This window comes from Picosynechococcus sp. PCC 11901 (assembly GCF_005577135.1).
Classification (GTDB): domain Bacteria; phylum Cyanobacteriota; class Cyanobacteriia; order Cyanobacteriales; family MRBY01; genus MRBY01.
In genome coordinates this window covers 1062967-1084072 of record NZ_CP040360.1, presented here as the reverse complement: position 1 = coordinate 1084072, position 21106 = coordinate 1062967, and the positions used below count along the sequence as shown (strand labels likewise).

Here is a 21106-nt window from a genome sequence, read left to right as displayed (position 1 = left end):
GCCAAAAGCCAAGTAGAATTTAGCCCCTAAAGGGATCATCGAAACTTCATTATTCTCGTCTAACTCGCCAGTTGATTCGTTTGGGGAACTCTGAAAATTGACCAATTCCTCTGGGGCTTTTTCGTCGATGGCACAACCGGAACTAGAACTGCTCCAAGCCCTAAATCCGAGTGCCTTTGATCAAGTGTTGTTGTCCTTGGCGTTTTTTGCGCTCCGGCAAAGCAGTTATCGCCATGGGGCTTTTTTGGATGCGGCGGCAACGGCGGCCAAATGTGCGGTCTATACCACCTATGTGGAGCAGGGGGGAAATCTACGCATGACTGGGCATTTGCACCACATCGAACCGAAACGGGTCAAGGCCATTGTCCAGGAAATTGAGCAGGGTCTCCAGGCGGGCCAACGGTTGCAGCATGCGGCTTTCCAGGAACCCACTTACTTGACTGAATTGCCCCAGGTTTGGTTAGGGCAGTATCCCTGGCATCGCTCCCAACCCCGGTTAACGGGCGATCGCCTCAGCGAAGACCAACAGACTTACCTCGAAGCGAAACTGCCCCCAGATCTACCAGCGGCCCAGGGGATCTCCTCCGCCGAATTTGCGGATCTCATTGCTTTTTTACACCAACAGGCCCAGGCAAAAACCCCAGGCGATCGCCCATTGCCCCTCAGTGAAGCCCTCGCCGAACATATCAAACGCCGTTTGCTCCACGCCGAGACCGTGATGCGCCTCGATAATCCCTGGGGGATGCCCTATTACATCCTTTTGAGTTCTACCTACGGCGGCCCCGACAGCCCAACAAAAGCCCCCCATTCCCTCCTCGAAGACGCCGCCCACTTTTTGCGCCTTAGCCATGCCTGGACAAAGCAACAACACAACGTCATGCGCATTTTTGAATCCCTTGATATTGCCCCCGCCGATTTGTCCCAGGCCCAGACAGAACTGCATGAATTAATGCGGCACTGGGCGAAAAAATATCACCAACGGGGCAAACCCACCATGGCGATTCACATGATGTTTGGCCCCAAAGATCATTCCCTTTCCTAAAGCCGAGAACAGCCGCCCTTTCCCAAACGATGTAGAGCATAAAAAAACAGGGGCGATCGCCGAAATTGCACGATCATCCCCCATTATTCTTTTTGAAAGCAATTTCAGTTGTCTTGAAAGCCAATGGCCTAGTCTTTTTCCGGGGCCGTAGAAGCGACAAAAAGTTCCTTCAGTTGCTTTTGATCGACCCCCGCCGGCGCATCGGTTAACAGACAGCTGGCCTGTTGTGTTTTCGGGAAAGCAATCACATCGCGAATGGAATCCTCCTGGGCCATAAGCATCACCAAACGATCTAAACCATAGGCAATGCCGCCATGGGGCGGGGTGCCATATTCAAAGGCTTCAAGTAGAAAACCAAATTTTTCTTGGGCCTCGGTTTCTGATAAGCCAATGGTCTGGAAGACTTTTTCTTGGACTTCCCGCTGGTAAATCCGTAGACTGCCACCACCGATTTCAATGCCATTTAAGACGATGTCGTAGGCGAGGGCGCGGGCCGTTGCCAGATCTTCTAAATCTTCTGGATTCGGTGCAGTAAAGGGATGATGTAGGGCCTCGAGGCGTTTTTCGTCGCTATTGTATTCAAACATCGGAAAATCCGTAACCCAAACAAAATTGAGCTGATTTTCATTGATCAAGCCCATCTCGGCACCGACCAACTGTCGCACCCGGTCTAGGGACTTATTGACAATATCCGTTGCCCCGGCCCCAAAGAGGAGGAGCGTGCCCGCTTCGGCCCCAGTGCGACGGAGGAGTTCTTGTTTTTGGGCGTCACTGAGATTGTCCTTGATCGCGCCGATGGTATCGATCGCCCCATCTTCCCGCACCCGAATAAAGGCAAGCCCTTTGGCCCCCATTTCGACGGCGGCATTAAATAGATCGCCACCGGGCTTGATCCGTACATTGGAAATAGCATCGTTTCCGTTGGGAATCGGGAGGACTTTTACTTGGCCACCGCTCTTAACCGCGCCAGAAAAGACTTTAAAGCCCATGTCCGCAACAATATCGGATACATTGACCAGCTCCAGGCCAAAGCGCGTATCGGGGCGATCGCAGCCGTATTTTTCCATGGACTCGGCGTAGGTGATGCGGGGGAAGGGGCGCTCCAGTTCAATGCCCTGGGCCTCCTGGAAAATCCGGCAAATTAGGCGTTCGTTGAGGTCAATGATTTCGTCGAAGGACATGAAGCTCATTTCCATATCCAACTGGGTAAACTCCGGTTGACGGTCGGCCCGGAGGTCTTCGTCCCGGAAGCAGCGGGCAATTTGATAGTAGCGATCGCAGCCAGCCACCATCAGCAATTGTTTAAAAAGCTGGGGCGACTGGGGCAGGGCATACCAATCGCCTGGGTTCACCCGGGACGGCACCAGATAATCCCGCGCGCCTTCGGGGGTAGACCGAGTCAAGATTGGCGTTTCCACCTCCATGAAGTTTTCATCGTCTTCGAGGAAGCGGCGCATCGATTTGACGACGGTGTGGCGCAGTTGGAGGTTTTTCGCCATGGTTTCCCGGCGCAGGTCGAGGTAGCGATATTTTAGCCGGAGGTCTTCTTTGACTTGATCGCCGTCGGCACTACTGGAAACGAGGATCGGCAGCTGTTTATGGACGCCATTTAGGATCTCGATGGTGTCAGCGTAGATCTCCACTTCGCCAGTGGGTAATTTGGGGTTTTTCGCCCCTTCTTGGCGGGCGCTGACTTTCCCAACAATTTTTACGACGTACTCACTACGGCTAGCATCGGCATCATTGTAGGAATCTGGGGTTCGCTGGGGGTCACTGACAATCTGGACAATGCCCGTGCGATCGCGTAGATCAATAAAAATTACGCCACCATGATCCCGACGGCGATCGACCCAGCCATACAGGGTTACGGTCTGGTCAATGTGCTCGGAGCGCAAATCCCCGCAGTAATGAGTACGCATAGTTAGTATATATAGTTAAAGCATAGAGTTTTAAAGCGATACTAAGCCTACCAAAGATCCTGGGTCTTGCCTACATTCTCTTGGGCATCCCAAACTTAAGGGTAAAACTGGCTGCCATCTGCCAAAAATTTGGTACCCGTTTGCTCTCACCAAAACCAACCGATAAGCTATGAACTACTCCAGCCTAAGAGGCATGGAGTTTCCGTCGTTTCATCGCCCCAAGTTGCCTCATGCTTCCGCAATCGGTAGAGCTTGGCGGCTCCGCGACTGAAGAGGCCAGTTCCTGACCCCTTGCCCAGGCTAAATTAACCTGAGCTGCATTAATATCTCTATCCTCCCTGTGGCCACAGTTTGGGTTTGAGCAAACATGTACCCTGTCTGCCAATGTCTTTGGCGTTAGCTCCCAACATTTAGCGCAACGCTGAGAAGGCTTAAGCGTCCTTGTCGGGGACTCCACATAAAACCCTCCTGCCTCTGCCAACTTGTATTCCAGCATTGAACCAATCATGCCGAAGCCAACCGAGAGAATGGAGCGGTTAAGCCCTGTTTTTTGAGCTTTCCGTTTGCTGTCTTTTTTGGCTTTACGGGTCATGCTTTTGACGTTTAACTGCTCACCTGCAACCAGGCTATTACCGCTGACTATGTTGCTTGTGATTTGATGCAGCCAATCTTCGCGCTGACGGGTAATTTTGCGTTGCCGCATTGATACCTGCCGTCTCACTTTTTGCCACCGCCGCGATGCTTTAACTCGCTTATTTCGGTTTGGTGCACGCTTTCGTCTGAGTTGCTTGGATGCTTGCTTAACCCGTTGTTCTCCCTCCCTAATAAAATCTGGCTTGCTGATTTGCTCCCCTGTCGAAAGGGTGATTGCTTCCTTGCAACCCAAATCAATCCCCACAGACCCACCATCGGTTTCCCGCTTGGGTTCACATTTGACCGTGATTGAGGCATACCACTTGCCCTGACGGAAGAAAATTGTGCAAGTTGTTGGTTTTCCCCAGGTGCGAGCTTTCCCTCTCATCGGCATTCTGCCTAAGTTGCTCAACTTGAGAAAGCCATGCTGACCGCCTGTTTCAACCTGCCAACCTGCCCCGCAGGGATATGTCCACCCCGAATATCTCCGAGATGCCTTAAACTTCGGATACCCCCCCAATCCCTTAAAAAATCGATTGAAGGCAAAGTCCACTCGCTTTAACGTTGCCTGTAGGGCATGGGAACCCAGCTCTTTAAATTCTGGCCATACTTGCTTGAACCCTGGCAAACTATTTTGCTGCTCAAAGTAATCGACTGCATGGTTGAACTTTTGGTACTGAGTTTTGCGGTTAGCAATCGCTGCGTTATACAAACTGCAATGTAAACGCCGCCAATAGTGCAGCTTTTTTTGCTGTTGGCGACTTGGATAGAGTCTGTAGGTGATTCGGCGTGTTAACATGCTTCTATTGTAGTCTATTGTGCCCACAATGAACAAGTCAGAAGTATTAAAAATAAGGCTAACGTCAGAGGATTTGGCAAGACTCAAGGCATTCGCGTCCAGCAAAGATGTCAGCATGGCTCAAATTATCAGAGAGTACATAAGGCGATTGCCTAAGCCTGTTTGATTTGGCTACTTCCGTTTCTCTTCAGTAGCCGCGCTATCCTTCCCTACCCTAAAGAGGGATAGGGACTGCCGCGCCCAAGTTCACTGTGCTAGGCAGCCTTGAATCTGAGGACTTTTATCGTTGGTTCGGGTAATCTAAGCTTAAAGGGTTTTAGTTGCCCAAAATTTCGAGAAAATAAGCTGTGAATTCAGAAGCTCCCCTGCTCACTCAATTTAAAGAGAAAATTCGGCAACGTACAGCAACAGTCGGTGTTGTCGGCCTTGGTTATGTCGGTTTGCCCTTTGCAGTTGAGAAGGCTAAAGTCGGTTTTCATGTTATCGGGATTGAGCAGAACCCCGCACGAACAGCCAAAATCAACGCCGCTGAAAATTATATTCCTGACGTAGAGGATGAGGCGTTACAGCAACTTGTTCAGAGTGGTCGCCTTAGGGCCGTCGAAAATTTTACGGCGATTCCAGATCTGGATGTGGTCGTCATTTGTGTACCAACACCATTAACTCAAAATCTCACGCCGAATCTGTCCTATGTAGAAAGTGTGACCCAACAAATTGCTGAACATTTAAAGCCAGGACAACTGGTTACCCTTGAGTCCACGACCTATCCAGGGACAACGGATGAGGTAATGGGCCCCCTGTTGGAAGGGATTAGTGGTTTGCGACAAGGGAAAGATTTTTTTCTGGCCCACTCACCGGAGCGGGTCGATCCAGGCAATAAGCGCTATACCACTAAAAATACAAATAAGGTGGTAGGGGCTTCTGATCCTGACTCTTTAGAGGCGGCGATGTTGTTTTACTCCCAAACTATCGATCATGTGGTGCCGGTGACCAGTGCTAAGGCCGCAGAGTTGGTCAAAGTCTTCGAGAATACGTTTCGGGCGGTGAATATTGCCCTTGTGAATGAGTTGGCAATGTTGTGCGATCGCCTCGGCATTGATGTGTGGGAGGTGTTGGATGCGGCCAATACAAAACCCTTTGGGATGATGCCATTCTATCCGGGGCCTGGGGTCGGGGGCCATTGTATCCCGATTGATCCCCATTATCTGGAATGGAAAGCGAAAGAATATAATTTTGAAACCCATTTCATCGCGTTGGCGGGAGAAATTAACCGTCGAATGCCGGAATTTGTGACGGACAAAATTTGGCGCATCTTAAATCGGGTGGGGGTTGCGCCCTCAAAATCTCAGGTGTTGCTTTTGGGGGTAGCTTACAAAAAGGATTTGGGAGATTGTCGGGAATCACCGGCGATCGCCTTAATTGAACGGCTTACTCAGGATGGGGTAAATCTGATTTATCACGATCCTTTTGTCTCTGAGATTGAGGTCAATGGTGAGCAATTGAATTCAATTTCCCTCACAGATGAGTTGCTTCAAGCCGTTGATTTAGTGGTGATTACGACGGATCATAGCCAATTAGATTATGGCAATGTGGTCAAGCAGGCCCAGGCGGTGCTAGATACGCGGGGGGTGACGCGCCATTTGAACTGTGACAAAGATAAGGTGACGTTGTTATGAGTCGAGTTATTGTTGTGGGGGCGGGCCACTGGGGCAAAAACCTCGTTCAAAATTTTTATGAGTTGGGAGCATTGGCCGGGGTTGTCGAATTGGCACCGGCGCTTCGGGAAAAAGTTGTCCAACAATATCCTGATGTACAAGTTTATGCTGACTTCTCCAAAGCACTAAACAGTGAAGCCCAAGGGATTGTGATTGCGACCCCTGCTCCGACCCACTACACCCTAGCGTTGGCAGCTTTAGAGGCCGGCAAGGATGTTTTTGTAGAAAAGCCAATAACCCTCCAGGAGAGCGAAGCCAGGGGGTTGGCAGAGTATGCAGATCAACAGGAGCAGATCTTAATGGTCGGTCATTTGTTGCTCTACCAAGGGGCGATCGCCTGGATGCGGGACTATCTCGCAACGGGAAAAGCGGGCAAAGTTTTACATGTGGCAACGCGGCGAACCAAGCTGGGACGGGTTAGGCGCGAGGAAAATGTTTGGTGGTCATTTGCGCCCCATGATGTTTCTGTGGTCTTGGAATTGCTGGGACAACCCAAATTACAACAAGTAAAAGCGGCGGGACGGACAATGCTCCAACCCACGGTGGCGGATGATGTCGATGTGGCCTTAACTTTTGCCGGGGGACAAACCGCCCATATCCATTGTTCTTGGTATGCGCCTTTACTGGAACGGAAAACAATGGTGATTGGTTCCCAGGAGATGCTGGTCTATGATGAGGTGTCTGGGCAGGTGACGGTTTACCAAAAAACGGTGGATCAGGCTCTGCAAAATCAGGATCAAGGCAGTTGGCTAGCAAACTTTGAGAGTCCACCGCCCCTCCGCCAGGAATGCCAACATTTTTTGGACTGCATGGAAACACGACAACGCCCCCGCTCCGATGGCTGGAATGGGGTAGCAGTGGTTAACATTTTGGAGCAGGTTCAGCGTGATTTAGAGAGGTAAATCCCATGGAAGAATTGACCCTGTTGCGGCAGTATATCGAAACGGAAAATTATGGGGATGCCCTCGCGCTCATCGAGGAACTGGAGGAAATGTCGAAGGAGGACAAGCTCAACAAAATTTATAGTTATGGGGTGATTTTGCTCCTGCATTTGATTAAGCAGGCGGCGGAAAATCGGACAACCCGCTCCTGGGATTTTTCGATTTACAATGCGGCAAAGGCTATGCAGCGGACAAATAAACGGCGCAAGGCTGGGGTTGTTTATGCGAATCGGGAGGAATTAACAGAAATTTTGGAGGATGCGTTTGATACGGCGATCCGCAAGGCGGCCCTAGAGGCTTTTGAAGGCAAGTATTCAGCTATCGAGCTAGAAGCCCAGGTGAATAAAAATGAGATTCTGGCAGCAGCTTTAGACCAAATTATGAACTGAAGATGAACGAACAGAAAGAAAAAACAAGTGATTATTTTGCCCATGAATCGGCCTATATTGACCCTGGTGCGGAGATTGGGGCTGGTACAAAGATTTGGCATTTTTCCCATGTGATGGGTGGGGCCAAGATTGGTCGGGATTGTTCCCTGGGGCAAAATGTGTTTGTGGCGAATCGGGTGGCGATTGGGAACGGCTGTAAAATTCAGAATAATGTGTCCCTCTATGAGGGGGTTATTTTGGAGGATTATGTCTTCTGTGGCCCTAGCATGGTCTTTACGAATGTGAAAACGCCCCGGTCTGAGTTTCCCCGCAATACGAGTGATGACTACGGAACAACGTTGATTAAGCGGGGTGCAAGTATTGGGGCGAATGCAACGATTGTCTGTGGGGTAACGCTCTATGAATGCGCTTTTGTGGCAGCGGGGGCAGTGGTCACGAAGGATGTTCCGGCCTATGGGATGGTGGCTGGGGTTCCGGCACGTTTGGTTGGCTGGATGAGTGCCTATGGTGATGTGCTAAAGTTTGATGCGACTGGTTGGGCAGTGGATTCCCAAGAAGTCCAATATCAAAAAGTTTCTCCTACAGAAGTGAAGCAAATCAGGTAAATTTTGCAGTTCATATTTCGGATTTAAATTTTGTCTGTCAGCAGATAGTTTTGTATGACCCATAGCCAAGAAACGACCACACAGACGAACAAAAGTAGTTTTGGCAAAGATGTCCTGAAACTTGTTTCTGGCACAGCCGTAGCACAGGCACTGAGTATTTTAGCAGCACCTATTCTTACGCGATTGTATGCTCCAGAAGCATTTGGTGTTGTGGCCTTATTTGTTTCTATTACTAGCATCATTAATGTGATTGCTTGTATGCGCTATGAGCTTGCCATTATGTTGCCGGAAAGTGATGAAGAGGCGGCAAATTTATTGGGAGTGAGCTTGAGTTTTGTCGTCCTAATCAGTTGCTTGACTGTTCCTCTAGTGTGGTTTGGCAAGTCTTTTATTTTAGATATTTTTAATGCTTCAGAGTTGGCTGCTTATTTGTGGCTAATTCCGCCGATGGTCTTTTTTAGTGGTGCTTTTCTAGCACTCAATTATTGGAATTCTCGGACAAAAAAATTTGGTCGCTTATCTATTGCTCGAATTATTCAATCTTTCGGAACGACAGGAATCCAATTAGGTGCTGCATTGATTGGCTATAAAACAGGGGGAAGTCTAGTTGCAGCTTATGTTGTAGGCACAGCCACTTCTACACTTATTTTAGGGGGACAAATATGGCGTGACGATCATCAATTATTACGCAATAGTATTCATCTGCAGGAAATGATTTATGGAATAAAACGCTACTATAAGTTCCCTCTATATAATACTTGGGCTGCTTTTTTGAATAATTTGTCTTGGCAGTTGCCAACTCTAATGTTGTCAGCTTTTTTTTCACCAATAATAGCCGGATACTACGACTTAGGAAACCGAGTGTTAAAAATTCCAATGAGTTTAATTGGCAATTCGATTAGCCAAGTTTTTTTTCAGCGTGCCTCAGAAGCAAAAACGAGCAATTATTTAGATGTAGTAGTTGAAAAGACATTTTTTTATCTTATTAAACTTTGTTTGTTCCCTTCTTTAGTATTAACTTTAATGGGGAAAGAATTGTTTGAAATTATTTTTGGTTCGCAGTGGAGTGAGGCTGGCATTTATGTTCAAATTTTAGGAATTTGGACATTGATTTGGTTTGTTTCATCCCCTTTAAGCAACTTGCTGAGTGTACTAGAAAAGCAAGAGTTTGCACTTTTTATTAATGTATTCATTTTTATTACTAGGCTCATTTCCTTATACGTTGGGGGAGTTGCTAATAATATTTATCTCGCCATAGCTCTATTTAGTTTTTCTGGAATATTCGCATATGGATATTTGGTTGTAATGGTTATGAAATTTGCCGGGGTTTCTTTAATTCAAACGTCAAAATTATTTTGCATTCAGTTTTTGTATACTCTGCCTTTTGTTTTGCCAATCTTCGCAGCGAGGGAAGCAGAAACAAGTAGATTGATAATTCTTTTATTTTCGACAATTTTCTTGCTTTTTTATGAATTTGTCCACAATAGAAAGTGAATGTTATATAAAAGAAATATATTTTTTTAGCTGGCATACTTCAATTTACAAGAATGGTTATGTAAGACAGTTTGGTTGGAGGATCAAAAAAAGAATGTTACTTGTCAAAAAAATAGTCCGATTTTTTCTGTCCTTGTTTATCACAAAAGAGTTTATCAAAAGAGATTATTCTAACTATTTAATCTTCAAGCATTTTGTAATCCAGAAAATTTTGAGAATCAATAGTCATGTTCCATGGCCTGTTCATCCAACATCTACTGTGTCTGGAGTTAGAAATATCAAAACAGGTTATGGAAAAACAGCTCCTGGGTTGTCACCAGGATGCTACATTCAAGGAATTAATGGAATTGTTTTTGGTGAAAATGTTTTGCTAGGACCAAATGTTGGTATTATCAGCGCGAACCATGCCTCCAAAAATTTAAATCAGCATGTCGAGGAAAAACCAATTTATATTGGAAACAATTGCTGGATTGGGATGAATTCTGTTATTTTACCAGGTGTACAATTAGGAGATAATGTAATTGTTGGGGCAGGATCAATTGTAACTAAAAGTTTTCCATCAAATTGTGTAATTGCAGGCAACCCTGCCCATATAATCAAAAATGTAGATTAAGGTATAGTATTTGAGCTTTGAATATTAAGATGAAGTTTATTTTTATTGGTCAAAGTAGTAAGTTTTCTTGTCATATTCTAGATACTCTCTTGAATAGTGAGCATGAACTAATTGGAGTCATTGAGTCAGCGCCTAGAAATGTCATTTCAGAAGCACAAGAAAAGCGACTACGGCTGAAACGAAAATTAAAATTTTTTTTGAGAAAAAGATATTTGAGTAGCTACGCTCGTAGTAAGAAAGTACCTTACTTTCTATATACTAAGCATAAATCTAACGAATTAACCCGATTCTTAAAACAACTTAATCCTGAAATTGTTTGTGTTGCATCAATGTCTCAACTCATACCACCAGAATCTCTAATAGAACTTAAGTATGGATTTATCAATCTTCATCCTTCATTATTGCCTAAATATCGTGGTGCTAACCCTTATTTTTGGCATTATTACTATATGGAAAAAGAGGGTGGAGTTACAGTTCACAAAATAGATAGAGGAGAAGATACCGGCGACATTATACAACAAGAGTCTTTCCCGATAGAACTTGGTATGGATCCCAAAGAAATCATAAGTAAAGCCGCGGAAGTAGGTGCTAGAAATATGTTGGAAGCGATAAACAAAATATCCTTGGGGACAGCGACATTTAGAACGCAGAAAAATTTACCCTGCCTGTACAAAGGACGACGAATTAAGCCTGGTGAAAATATTTACATTGATTGGGAAAATTGGTCAATTGAAAGAATCTATCATATTCTTTCTGGTGGTTACTTATGGTATGACCCATTGCCTCAGCCAAAAGGCTTATGGAAAATCTTTAAGATAAGAGCCATCAGTTTTTCGAGACAGTCAACTCAAGCCCCTTATGGAGTAATTCAGCGAGATCGTCAAGGTTTTTACTTATCGCATCCTGAAGGCAGAATTTCCTTAAAGTGGGTATTTTTTAAACGATAATTTTCCGTGGATTAAAATGAAAGGCCATATTCAGACTTGTAACCAACTAAAAACTAAAGGAGCAAACTGTATTTTTCAGCAGCCCTGGTGGTTAGACGCCGTGTCGCCTGATACTTGGTCAGCTATAGAAATAGAAAAAAATAACCGATTAATTGCACGTTTTCCCTATGTGATTAGACAAAAATATGGGTTAACAATGCTTACAATGCCTAAGCTCACCCAAACTCTTGGCCCATGGTTAGAGCCATCTAAGGCCAAATATGCCAAACAATTAAGTCAACAAAAAGACATAATGAATGAGGTGATATCGCGGCTACCATCTCATGATTACTTTTGTCAAAATTTTCATTATTCAGTTACAAATTGGCTACCGTTCTACTGGCAAGGCTTTACTCAAACCACACGGTATACTTATGTTTTAGAAAAGCTGGATAATTTAGAACAAGTATGGGCTGGCTTTCAGGAAAATATTCGCAGAGAAATACGCAAAGCTACAAAAAAAGTTAAAGTGAAAACAAATTTAGATATTGAGACATTTTTGAATGTTAATTCACTTACTTTTCAAAGACAAGGCAAAAAGCTCCCCTATACTCGCGAGTTGGTTCAACGTCTAGATACGGCTTGTTTAAAATACCAAGCACGGCAGATATTTTTTGCAGAAGATGCTCAAGGACGTATTCATGCTGCCATTTACATTGTTTGGGATGAAAATTCTGCTTACTATCTTATGGGAGGTGCCGATCCAGAACTTCGTAATAGTGGCTCTACTAGTCTACTCATGTGGGAAGCAATTCAGTTTGCTGCTACTGTTACTAAAAAATTTGACTTTGAGGGTTCTATGATTGAGCCTGTAGAGCGTTTTTTTCGAGCATTTGGGGCAAAACAAGTTCCCTATTTTCAAGTCACACGCATGAGTCGTCGAATGAAACTACTAATGACTGGACGAGAGATGCTGCAACTCTTTTCTGGAGCAAGTATATGATTTTCATTCAGATTCCTAGTACCTATGAAGCAGAACGCCGCTATATTCTCTCCGTAATGTTCGGCGAGTTTTTGGGATTAGACATCCAAATTCAATTGTCAGACCGCCAAGATACCCGAATTTCCATCAATGATGATAGTCGCACACTTGTTGTAGCCGATGGACTATTCAGCACACCACCCAACCAATGGTTAAAATCTGCCTCTCTGCCCAAACAACCCTTACCTATGTGGGATATCTCCAAAGTGGGACTATCTACTACAACTGTGAGTCCAGAAATTCCGGTCATCTATGGAAACGAACCCAATAATCTGGATTTTTTTCAATATTCGGGAAACAAAATTAACCTTGGACTTGATATTTTTGGTTCCGCTTTTTTTATGCTCACTCGTTATGAAGAAGTTGTAAAATCCGAACGAGACAAACATGATCGATTTCCTGCAACAGCATCATTAGCTTATCAAGAAAACTTTTTACATCGTCCCATCATCAATGAGTATCTAGAAATTCTCTGGGCCTGTCTCAAATATCTTTGGCCTAGGCTAAAACGCAAGTCGAGAAATTTCCAAATCCATTTAACTCATGATGTTGATAGTTCATTTCGTTTTGCATTTACTGGAATTTTATCACTTGCAAGACAATGTGCTGGTGATTTGCTAAAGCGTCGTCAGCCGACATTAATGCTAAATAATATCTCTAATTGGCTTGTAGTTAAGAAAGGAAACCTAGAAGCGGATCCTCACAACACTTTTGACTATATTATGGACATTAGTGAACAAAACAACATCAAAAGTGCTTTTTATTTTATTACGGATCATCCTGCCGGAAAAATAGATGGTATTTACGATATACGTCATCCTTTGATTAAAGAACTGCTACAGAAAATTCATCGACGAGAGCATGAAATCGGTCTTCACACTAGTTACAACACCTACCAAAATTCAAAGCAAACAAAGAACGAATTCCAAATTCTACGAGAAGTTTGCGAATCTCAAAGTATTGAACAAAATATTTGGGGAGGGCGTCAACATTTTCTTCGTTGGGAAACACCAACGACTTTCCAAAATTGGGAACATGCAGGTTTAGATTATGATACAACCCTATCCTATGCAGACATAGCAGGTTTTCGGTGTGGTACTTGCTACGAATATCCAACATTTAATTTGATTACCCGTCAGGCCCTAAAACTCCGTGAGCGTCCCCTAATTATTATGGAATGTACAGTTCTCGATAAGCGCTATATGAATTTAAGTGATGATTTGGCATTTAACGCCATGGTGGAGTACAAAAGAAATTGTCAGCTTTTCAATGGAAAACTTGTTATTCTTTGGCATAACACAAGATTTCTAGAACCAAGTGAAGTTTCTTTGTATCAAAATTTATTATCTTTCTAGCGAGAGTTAACTATTTTATGATTCAAGATATTTCCATCCAAAAAATTGTCACTATCGTTGGTGCCCGTCCCCAATTCATCAAAGCGGCTACCGTTTCTCGTCTCATTCAAAACACACCTGGTCTCAAAGAAATCCTTGTCCACACCGGACAACACTACGATGAAAATATGTCCGCCATCTTCTTTGAGGAAATGGAAATCCCAGCACCTCACTACCATCTGGGAATTGGTTCAGGTTCCCATGGCACCCAAACCGGACAAATGCTCAGTGCCATTGAAGCCGTTCTGAGCAGAGAACAACCCGATTGGGTTTTGATTTATGGCGATACTAATTCGACCCTTGCTGGCGCTTTAGCTGCAGCCAAACTACACCTTCCCATCGCTCACGTCGAAGCCGGACTCCGCTCTTTTAACAAAAAGATGCCCGAAGAAATTAACCGAATTCTGGCAGACCGAATTTCTGATTTACTTTTTGCCCCCACCGAAACCGCCGTTGCTAATCTCCACAATGAAGGCATAGGGACAGATCAAATAGCCTTAGTTGGCGATGTGATGTATGATGCCGCCCTTTACTATGGAGAAAAAGCTGAAAGCCGCAGCCAAATTCTACAGACCCTCCAGCTACAACCCAGAAACTATTTACTGGCCACTATCCACCGCGCGGAAAATACAGATAACCCCCAACGACTTCAGGCGATCTTCGGGGTTCTCAGCGAAATAGCGAAACAAATTCCAGTCGTGCTTCCCCTGCATCCCCGCACTCGCAAAGCCTTAGAAAAAACGGATCTTTTCGCCTCCCTGACCCAAGCCTTAAGCATCATTGAACCCGTCGGCTATCTGGATATGGTCATGCTCGAAAAAAATGCCCGGCTCATTACCACAGACTCCGGCGGTGTCCAAAAAGAAGCTTTTTTCTATGGTGTCCCCTGTGTCACGCTCCGGGAAGAAACAGAATGGGTCGAACTCGTTGAGCTGGGCTGGAACTATTTACTGCCACCAGTTGATCAAGCTACCATGCAGGAACAGCTACAACAGCGGTTTGAAGCGGTACCACCTCGGCTAGATACAACTAAACCCTATGGCGATGGAAAAGCCGCCCAACTCATTGTCCATCACCTCCTTAGCTAAATCATCAGTACATGAAAATCCGCATCATTCCCATACTCGCCTTCTTCTCTCCATAACAGCTCACTATAATCAAAATAAAATCAACAAACCCACCCATCGGCAGCAAGACCCATGAGTTCCCTGTATGAACAAGACTTTAGTCAATGGGCCGAAACCATGGCCGAATTGCTTGAAAACGGTCAGTTCAGTGCCCTTGATATCGAGAATTTAGTGGAAGAGGTTCGGGATTTGTCTAAACGGGAACGCGATCGCCTTTTGAGTAGTATCCGGCTGATTTTACATCACCTATTAAAGTGGGATCATCAACCTCAAAAACGGTCTCGCAGTTGGCAGGTCACCATTGAACGGGAGCGCAATAATATTCAACAATACCTTGAAGACAGTCCCAGTTTAAAACGCTTTCTGACGCAACAGTGGATTGATAAAGCCTATGTCAACGCCCGTTTGAATGCGATCGCCGAAACAGGTATCGATATGCCAAAGGATTGTTCTTATCGCTTGGCAGATGTACTAGATCGTTCTTTGAATTTTTAAAAGGCGATCGCCTCACAATCCCTGTCCAGGGAGCCAGAGTTGGGGGGCGTTGAGTAAAATAGTGAAATCCTGCTGTTGATTTAGATGTGGCTCAATTTTCTGGGGCTGTTGCCCTCTACCGTTCTGACCCTGCTGTTAATCGCCATTGCGTTTTTGAGGTTCTATGACCAAACCGACTTTGAATTTCTCGGCATCATCGCCGAACCAAGAATCTGGAGCAACCGATGTACTGTGGCAGCCCTCCTGGCTACATTGGCTAATTTCGGCGTTGAGTGGAACCGTCGAAATCGAGAAACAAACCGCTTGGTTGAAGAAGCACAACGCCGAGCTGAGGAAGTACAACGAAGAGCTGAGGAAGTACAACGAAGAGCTGAGGAGGAGCAACGCAGAATTGAAGCGGAAGAACGAAGAATGGCTCAGGAACGAGCAGCTGAGTCTCGAAGAGCTGAGGAGGAGCAACGCAGACTTGAAGAAGAGCAACGCCGAGCTAGAACGGAAGAATATGCGGCTCGCCGAACTCGAATTGAAACTCGATGCCGTATTGCCGAAATCGAATTTCAGCTTGATCCCTCCGAATCGAACCGACGAAAGCTAAAGGTTGCTTTGGCAGTGTTGACAGAATATGGAGATTTGTTTTAGGCGATCGCTGAAACAGGTATCGATATGCCAAAGGATTGTTCTTATCGCTTGGCAGACGTCCTAGAGCGTTCTTTGAATTTTTAATATTCCACAGCAAATTCTCCGTCAAAAAATTATGACAGACCTGGCTATACTGTTGAGGGTGATGTCAACCCGTGAAGGTAATTAGGCGGCCAAACAAATCCCAGTTGTCTTCCCACTCTATCCCCACACTCGCAAAGCTCTAGAAAAAGCGAATCTACCTATAATGGCCCAAACTCTTGCCGTTATTGAACCCGTCGGCTATCTGGATATGGTCATGCTCGAAAAAAATGCCCGGCTCATTACCACAGACTCCGGTGGTGTCCAAAAAGAAGCTTTTTTCTGTGGTGTCCCCCGTGTCACGCTCCGAGAAGAAACAGAATGGGTCGAACTCGTTGAGCTGGGCTGGAACTATTTACTGCCACCAGTTGATCAAGCTACCATGCAGGAACAGCTACAACAGCGGTTTAAAGCGGTACCACCTCCGCTAGATACAACTAAACCCTATGGCGATGGAAAAGCCGCCCAACTCATCGTCCATCACCTCCTCAGCTAAATCATCAGTACATGAAAATCTTGATTATCGCCCATGATTTCCCTCCAGTGAATCGCATTGCAGCTCTACGTCCCTATTCATGGGCAAAATATTGGAGTCAACAAGGTCATGAGATTACTGTCTTAACAGGACGTTCAACACATGCTCCCTTAGATTTTAATAATGGTTATCTTGAAGCAATTCAAGATAAAGTCCACATCGAAGTGATTCACTATTTACATATTAAGTCGGCACAAAATAGCTCTTGGAATATTGATATAAATTCTACAAAAACATCTTCAACAATTTATCGAAGCCTCAAGGAAGGACTACTAAGAGCCAGTGATGTCATTGGTGCAGGCTCTTTGCTTACTGCCAGTTTGTTTTGGATTCAACCTGCTTACAAGAAAGCTTTAGAGATTTATACAAAATGGCCTTTTGAAATTATGATAAGCACATATGGTCCACCGGCTGCTCATATTATTGCTGGTTTAGTTTATCCAAAAACTAGGGCTTTTTGGATAGCAGATTATCGTGATGTGTGGGACAGTCGTTACTCAACTCAACCAGAAACAGGAATATTCCGTTGTATCCAAAAAAGTTTAGAAACAAGCTTGATGATACAGAAAACAAAAATGATTACTACCATCTCTGACTCTCTAGCTAAGCAGTTAAAAATGCGCTTCGACACACCAGTCAAAGTTATTGAAAATGGATTTGACTTAGATGATCTAAAATTAGTAAATAAAAATTTTCAACCCTTTCCAAATGATAAAAAAATAAGATTAGGATACACCGGAACCATAATCCCGATTAAACGGGATCCATCCACACTACTAGAGGCAATTCAGCATTTGATCAATCAAGATATTGCTATCAAAGAAAAAATTAGACTGGTTTTTTACAGCGCCGATCATTCTGAAATAAAAAGGCTTGCAAAAAAATATAAACTGGAAGAGATTTTAGAATGCTTTCCTTATGTCGAAAGAGCCATGATTTTACAAATTCAACGTAGCTTAGACGCTCTAATTTTTTTGGATTGGTCTGATCCTTCCGCCGAAGGAATTTTAACGGGAAAACTCTTTGAATACTTATATTCTGGCACACCAATACTCAGTTTTGGTGCAAATCATCAAACAATAGCTAGCAAGATTATAGAAGAGTCAGGGACAGGTATTTGCTTAGGAAAATCCGTCAAAAATACTGCCAAGGTTATCATGCAACTTATCAATACCAGAAAAATTTCAATCAACCCCTCTACTAACATTTTAAACAAGTATTCCCGTAAAAATCTTGCGCTTGAGATGCTGACCGAGATTGAAAAAGAATATTTTTTATACAAAAATAAAACATAGTTCATTAATGAGATTTGAAGTAATCTTATGGATAAAGTATTTTTTTATGCTGATTTATTATCAATAATTACTTAGTCCTGCTAGAGCTGTCAAAAAATATGTTGTCTTAATTATATACCTCTGAAATTTATTATGTGATCACCTATCTTAGTAAACAGTGGGAATTCTCAATCAAAGTGATGTGATATTTATGCAAACTCCCGTTGCTTTCCTTGTTTTCAATCGACCCGATACAACTCAGCAAGTCTTTAATGCCATCCGCCAGGCCAAACCGCCAAAACTTCTCGTTGTCGCCGATGGGCCAAGGGGAACCCACCCCGATGATGCTGCCAAGTGTGCCGCTGTCCGGGCAATTATTGATACCATTGACTGGGACTGTGAAGTTCTAACAAATTACGCTGATACAAACTTGGGTTGCAAAAACCGTGTTTCCTCTGGTTTAGATTGGGTGTTTGAGCAGGTTGAAGAAGCAATCATTCTAGAGGACGATTGCTTGCCCGAGCAAAGTTTTTTTCCTTTTTGTGAAGAGTTACTAGAACGATATCGTCATAACGAGCAAATCATGGCGATTTCCGGTGATAATTTTCAGTTTGGGAGAAAGAGAACAGACTATAGCTATTATTTTTCAATCTATAATCATTGCTGGGGTTGGGGAACCTGGCGGAGAGCTTGGCAACATTATGATGTAGATATGCGCCAATGGCCAAAAATAAACAAAAGAAAATTCCTTCAAAACTTATTTTCTAATGTCTTCGCCGCCAAATATTGGCAAAATAAATTCACCCAGACCTACGAGGGAAAAATCAATACCTGGGACTACCAATGGACTTTTACCTGTTGGCAAAACAATGCTCTAACCGTATTGCCAGAAGTTAATCTCGTGAAAAATATTGGTTTCGGTAACGCTAGTACCCACACGAATAATCAATTTAACCCCTATGCAAACCTCGAAACTTCCCCGATTGCTTTTCCCTTAAAACATCCCACCGAAATGGTTCAATGTCAAATTGCTGATCACTTTACACAAAACCATAAATTTGGCTTCTGGCCCCGTGCCTACAGAAAACTTCAAGGTTTAATTCAACAATAAGGTACCAATATGGGAATTGGCAAAAAAATCAATGGATCTACTACATACTTCAGGGACGAATATATTCTAGATAAATGTCTTAATAAGACTGTTCTACACGTAGGGTGTACAGATTTTCCTTTCTTTAAAGAATCACTAAATCAAGGATTTTTATTACATGAAAAAGTTAATCAAGTCGCCCAAAAAGTCATTGGCATAGATATAGCTCAGAGTGAAGTTCAAGAAATGCAGAGCCATGGATATGATGTGAGATTATTTGATGCACAAAAAATGTCTACATATCAATGGAAGGAGAAATTTGATGTAGTTTTACTTGGAGATGTCATTGAACATATTCCTAATATCGGCCTTGTTATTGAGGAGTCGATAAAAATGCTTTCCCAAGACGGAATCATCGTAATTACTGTGCCCAATGCATTTGGAATCATTAGATTTTTAAAGTCGTTTTTCAAATATGAACAAGTGCACCCAGATCACTTGGTTTATTTTTCATCAGGAACCCTAGAAACCCTTGCTGAGAGATTCGATTTAAAAGTTAGAGAAATGGCATGGTATAGATTTGAGGCTCGTGACCCTCGCTTAACAGTTAAAGTAAGTGCCTTTTTAGAGCGTATATAACATTTTTTTTCCTTGGTTTTCAGAGGGATGCATTGTACTTTTGTCTAGAAAATAATCTAAAAATATTTAAAATTTACATCAATTAATTCTTGATAAATTCTCAACAAGTAGTGAACATTTTTCTTGGAAAAATAAATATCATCTAAGCTGTCTAAAACTTTGTTTTTGAGTCCAAGCCAGTTTTCTGGATTAGCTTCGATGGAAGCAAGTACCTGTTTTAAAGCTTCTTCATTACCAGCCGGATAGGTGAATCCCGTTACTCCGTCTTCGATGGCGTAGCTCACTGAGCCAATATCTGAGCAAACAACAGGTAAAGATTGGCTATAGGCTTCTAGGATTGTTAACGGAAATCCCTCATACCAAATGGACGGAAAAATCAAGGCGATCGCCCTCTGCATATATTCTTTGACTTGTTCCTTGGGTTGTTGTCCCAAATAACGAATTTTAGGGTTCGCTTTTACTGCTGCTTCCACGGTTGCCTGTAATTCACCACTGCCAATAATCACCAGTGGATAAGATGAGTTTGACTTTTGATAGGCTTCCAGGAGAATGTGAATACCCTTTTCCGGAGAGAGTCTACCAACAAATAAATAATATTCTCCAAACTTTGCTTCGTGCTGAATCTTTGGAATATCATCAATAAAATTCGGCTTAATATAAATTTTCTTTGCCGGTATTTCCATCTGAATTAACTTATCCCGCATGAAAGGGGTAAGGGCGATATAAGCATCAACCGTCCGAGTCCAAGTCCCCAGCCAACGGTGAATCTGCAACATTGCAGCAACCGTCAAAGTTTGGATAAACGACTGCCGATAACACCGATAAAGAAGACTCTGAAGTAAGTTTTTTTCTAGGCATAATTCACAGATTGCTCCTTCTCGGAAAAAGGTTGCTGCTGGACACCCCAGCCGATAATTGTGGATGGTTTGTACCACAGGCACCCCAGCTTTCCGACAAGCATAAAAAATCGACGGAGAAAGCAATGGCAAAAAATTATGGACGTGGACAATATCTGGGTGAAAATCTTGAATAATTTTTAACGCTTCATGGTATGCCCAGCGAGACCAGATCGTGTTCAAACCGAGACTGATTTTATCCCACAAGCTCCCTTCGCTAATGTCTTGATTATCAACCGTCCAAGTTCTAACATCGTAATCAGCATCCCGAAGCAGTTGGCTTTCTTGCTCGAAAACACGATCTTCCCCAGCACGAATGCGATACCGATTATGGACAATTAAAATGCGCACTTTGGTCTTTATCTAGAACATCTCCCCATACTCTTCTAAAACGACCAGGGTATTGATTATGATTTGTCGGTTGGCTTCGCTTGGGTCGAGTTGGTAGCGGAGTTCCGCAAGACGGCATCGAGTTTCGATTCGAGCTCGCGCAATTTGGCGTTCTCTTGCTTCAGCTCTTTGTTGCTCCTCCTCAGCTCTTCGTTGTGCTTCTTCAGCGAGGCGGTTTGTTTCTCGATTTCGACGGTTCCACTCAACGCCGAAATTAGCCAATGTAGCCATGACGGCTGCCACAGTACATCGGTTGCTCCAGATTCTTGGTTCGGCGATGATGCCGAGGAATTCAAAGTCGGTTTGGTCATAGAACCTCAAAAAGGCGATCGCAATCAATAGAATTGTTAAAACGCTTGAAGGCAGTAACGCCAGAAAATTGATCCAGATCTGGGAATTTCCCATACACAAATCCATTATAGTCTGGG

General features: G+C 43.8%; 21 protein-coding genes. 17 read left to right on the top strand and 4 right to left on the bottom strand.

What is annotated here, in order from left to right:
• The first annotated feature begins 97 nt into the window (after positions 1 to 97).
• Positions 98 to 1042, top strand: coding sequence for a heterocyst differentiation master regulator HetR (hetR, locus tag FEK30_RS06200; protein ID WP_234991360.1), 945 nt, complete (start codon positions 98 to 100; stop codon positions 1040 to 1042).
• Between the two features lie 128 nt (positions 1043 to 1170).
• On the opposite strand, the gene aspS is transcribed toward hetR, so the two are convergent.
• Positions 1171 to 2961 (bottom strand): aspartate--tRNA ligase, encoded by a 1791-nt coding sequence (aspS, locus tag FEK30_RS06195; RefSeq protein ID WP_099240142.1) that lies wholly within the window; start codon positions 2959 to 2961, stop codon positions 1171 to 1173.
• A 184-nt stretch (positions 2962 to 3145) separates the two neighbouring features.
• Positions 3146 to 4510, bottom strand: a complete 1365-nt coding sequence (locus FEK30_RS06190) for an RNA-guided endonuclease InsQ/TnpB family protein (protein WP_255447978.1) — start codon at positions 4508 to 4510, stop codon at positions 3146 to 3148.
• Between the two features lie 230 nt (positions 4511 to 4740).
• Between FEK30_RS06190 and FEK30_RS06180 the strand changes: the two genes are divergently transcribed.
• The 16 genes from FEK30_RS06180 to FEK30_RS06100 all read left to right on the top strand — a co-directional run bounded on the left by FEK30_RS06180 (position 4741) and on the right by FEK30_RS06100 (position 19392).
• The gene (locus FEK30_RS06180) at positions 4741 to 6069 is read left to right on the top strand and encodes a nucleotide sugar dehydrogenase (protein ID WP_138072390.1); all 1329 of its coding nucleotides are present in this window, start codon (positions 4741 to 4743) and stop codon (positions 6067 to 6069) included.
• Positions 6066 to 7010: a Gfo/Idh/MocA family protein gene (locus FEK30_RS06175; protein WP_138072387.1), complete on the top strand. Its 945-nt coding sequence runs from the start codon at positions 6066 to 6068 to the stop codon at positions 7008 to 7010. Before FEK30_RS06180 ends, FEK30_RS06175 begins: the two co-directional genes overlap by 4 nt.
• Before the next feature lie 5 nt (positions 7011 to 7015).
• Entirely contained in the window at positions 7016 to 7438 is a 423-nt protein-coding gene (locus FEK30_RS06170) for a DUF29 family protein (protein WP_138072385.1), read from the top strand.
• 2 nt (positions 7439 to 7440) lie between these two features.
• Complete coding sequence (locus FEK30_RS06165; protein WP_138072383.1) at positions 7441 to 8043, top strand: acyltransferase; 603 nt, start codon at positions 7441 to 7443, stop codon at positions 8041 to 8043.
• A 54-nt stretch (positions 8044 to 8097) separates the two neighbouring features.
• Positions 8098 to 9537: an oligosaccharide flippase family protein gene (locus FEK30_RS06160; RefSeq protein WP_138072381.1), complete on the top strand. Its 1440-nt coding sequence runs from the start codon at positions 8098 to 8100 to the stop codon at positions 9535 to 9537.
• A complete protein-coding gene (locus FEK30_RS17205; RefSeq protein ID WP_275938063.1) occupies positions 9512 to 10150 on the top strand; it encodes a DapH/DapD/GlmU-related protein in 639 nt (212 codons plus the stop codon). The genes FEK30_RS06160 and FEK30_RS17205 overlap by 26 nt, the downstream gene beginning before the upstream one ends.
• A gap of 29 nt (positions 10151 to 10179) precedes the next feature.
• Entirely contained in the window at positions 10180 to 11097 is a 918-nt protein-coding gene (locus tag FEK30_RS06150) for a methionyl-tRNA formyltransferase (RefSeq protein WP_138072379.1), read from the top strand.
• A gap of 16 nt (positions 11098 to 11113) precedes the next feature.
• Positions 11114 to 12079 carry a GNAT family N-acetyltransferase gene (locus tag FEK30_RS06145; protein WP_138072377.1) on the top strand — a complete coding sequence of 322 codons (966 nt, stop codon included), beginning with the start codon at positions 11114 to 11116 and terminating at the stop codon, positions 12077 to 12079.
• The gene (locus FEK30_RS06140) at positions 12076 to 13473 is read left to right on the top strand and encodes a polysaccharide deacetylase family protein (RefSeq protein WP_138072375.1); all 1398 of its coding nucleotides are present in this window, start codon (positions 12076 to 12078) and stop codon (positions 13471 to 13473) included. The genes FEK30_RS06145 and FEK30_RS06140 overlap by 4 nt, the downstream gene beginning before the upstream one ends.
• Positions 13474 to 13490: 17 nt before the next feature.
• Positions 13491 to 14600, top strand: a complete 1110-nt coding sequence (wecB, locus tag FEK30_RS06135; RefSeq protein WP_138072373.1) for a non-hydrolyzing UDP-N-acetylglucosamine 2-epimerase — start codon at positions 13491 to 13493, stop codon at positions 14598 to 14600.
• Positions 14601 to 14711: 111 nt separating this feature from the next.
• Positions 14712 to 15134: a DUF29 domain-containing protein gene (locus FEK30_RS06130; protein ID WP_138072371.1), complete on the top strand. Its 423-nt coding sequence runs from the start codon at positions 14712 to 14714 to the stop codon at positions 15132 to 15134.
• Between the two features lie 163 nt (positions 15135 to 15297).
• A complete protein-coding gene (locus FEK30_RS06125) occupies positions 15298 to 15729 on the top strand; it encodes a hypothetical protein (RefSeq protein WP_181445680.1) in 432 nt (143 codons plus the stop codon).
• Between the two features lie 225 nt (positions 15730 to 15954).
• Entirely contained in the window at positions 15955 to 16350 is a 396-nt protein-coding gene (locus FEK30_RS06115; RefSeq protein WP_138072369.1) for a UDP-N-acetylglucosamine 2-epimerase, read from the top strand.
• An 11-nt stretch (positions 16351 to 16361) separates the two neighbouring features.
• A complete protein-coding gene (locus tag FEK30_RS06110; protein ID WP_138072367.1) occupies positions 16362 to 17684 on the top strand; it encodes a glycosyltransferase family 4 protein in 1323 nt (440 codons plus the stop codon).
• A gap of 190 nt (positions 17685 to 17874) precedes the next feature.
• Positions 17875 to 18774 (top strand): glycosyltransferase family 2 protein, encoded by a 900-nt coding sequence (locus FEK30_RS06105; protein WP_138072365.1) that lies wholly within the window; start codon positions 17875 to 17877, stop codon positions 18772 to 18774.
• Positions 18775 to 18783: 9 nt separating this feature from the next.
• Complete coding sequence (locus FEK30_RS06100) at positions 18784 to 19392, top strand: class I SAM-dependent methyltransferase (protein WP_138072363.1); 609 nt, start codon at positions 18784 to 18786, stop codon at positions 19390 to 19392.
• A 56-nt stretch (positions 19393 to 19448) separates the two neighbouring features.
• Here the strand turns inward: FEK30_RS06100 and FEK30_RS06095 are convergent, their stop codons facing one another.
• Positions 19449 to 20639 (bottom strand): glycosyltransferase, encoded by a 1191-nt coding sequence (locus tag FEK30_RS06095; RefSeq protein WP_138072361.1) that lies wholly within the window; start codon positions 20637 to 20639, stop codon positions 19449 to 19451.
• 12 nt (positions 20640 to 20651) lie between these two features.
• Positions 20652 to 21083, bottom strand: a complete 432-nt coding sequence (locus FEK30_RS06090) for a hypothetical protein (protein ID WP_138072359.1) — start codon at positions 21081 to 21083, stop codon at positions 20652 to 20654.
• Positions 21084 to 21106: the final 23 nt, after the last annotated feature.